The 234-nt window shown below is 59.4% G+C and carries 1 pseudogene; it reads left to right on the forward strand.

Going from position 1 to position 234, the window contains the following annotated elements:
- Positions 1 to 234: pseudogene (locus tag EOD29_RS35200) on the forward strand (cytosine deaminase); the annotation flags it as partial.

A 234-nucleotide genomic window follows, 5' to 3' on the forward strand; every position in this document is an offset into this window, starting at 1 on the left:
GTTTTCCCTTCGATCCGCCTACGCACACGGCACCAGCCTCATTCGAACCCATCTCGATTCCCTTGCGCCGCAGCACCGCATTTCATTCGAAGTCTTTGCCGAAATGCGCGATGTCTGGAAGGACAGGATCGCCCTACAGGCGGTGGCGCTGTTTCCGATGGAAAACATGGCGGACGCGGCCTATTTCGCCGATCTCGTCACTGTGGTCCGCGAAAAGGGTGGGCTGATCGGCGG

The sequence above is a fragment of the Mesorhizobium sp. M1A.T.Ca.IN.004.03.1.1 genome, from assembly GCF_003997555.1.
In the GTDB taxonomy this organism is placed as follows: Bacteria; Pseudomonadota; Alphaproteobacteria; order Rhizobiales; family Rhizobiaceae; genus Mesorhizobium.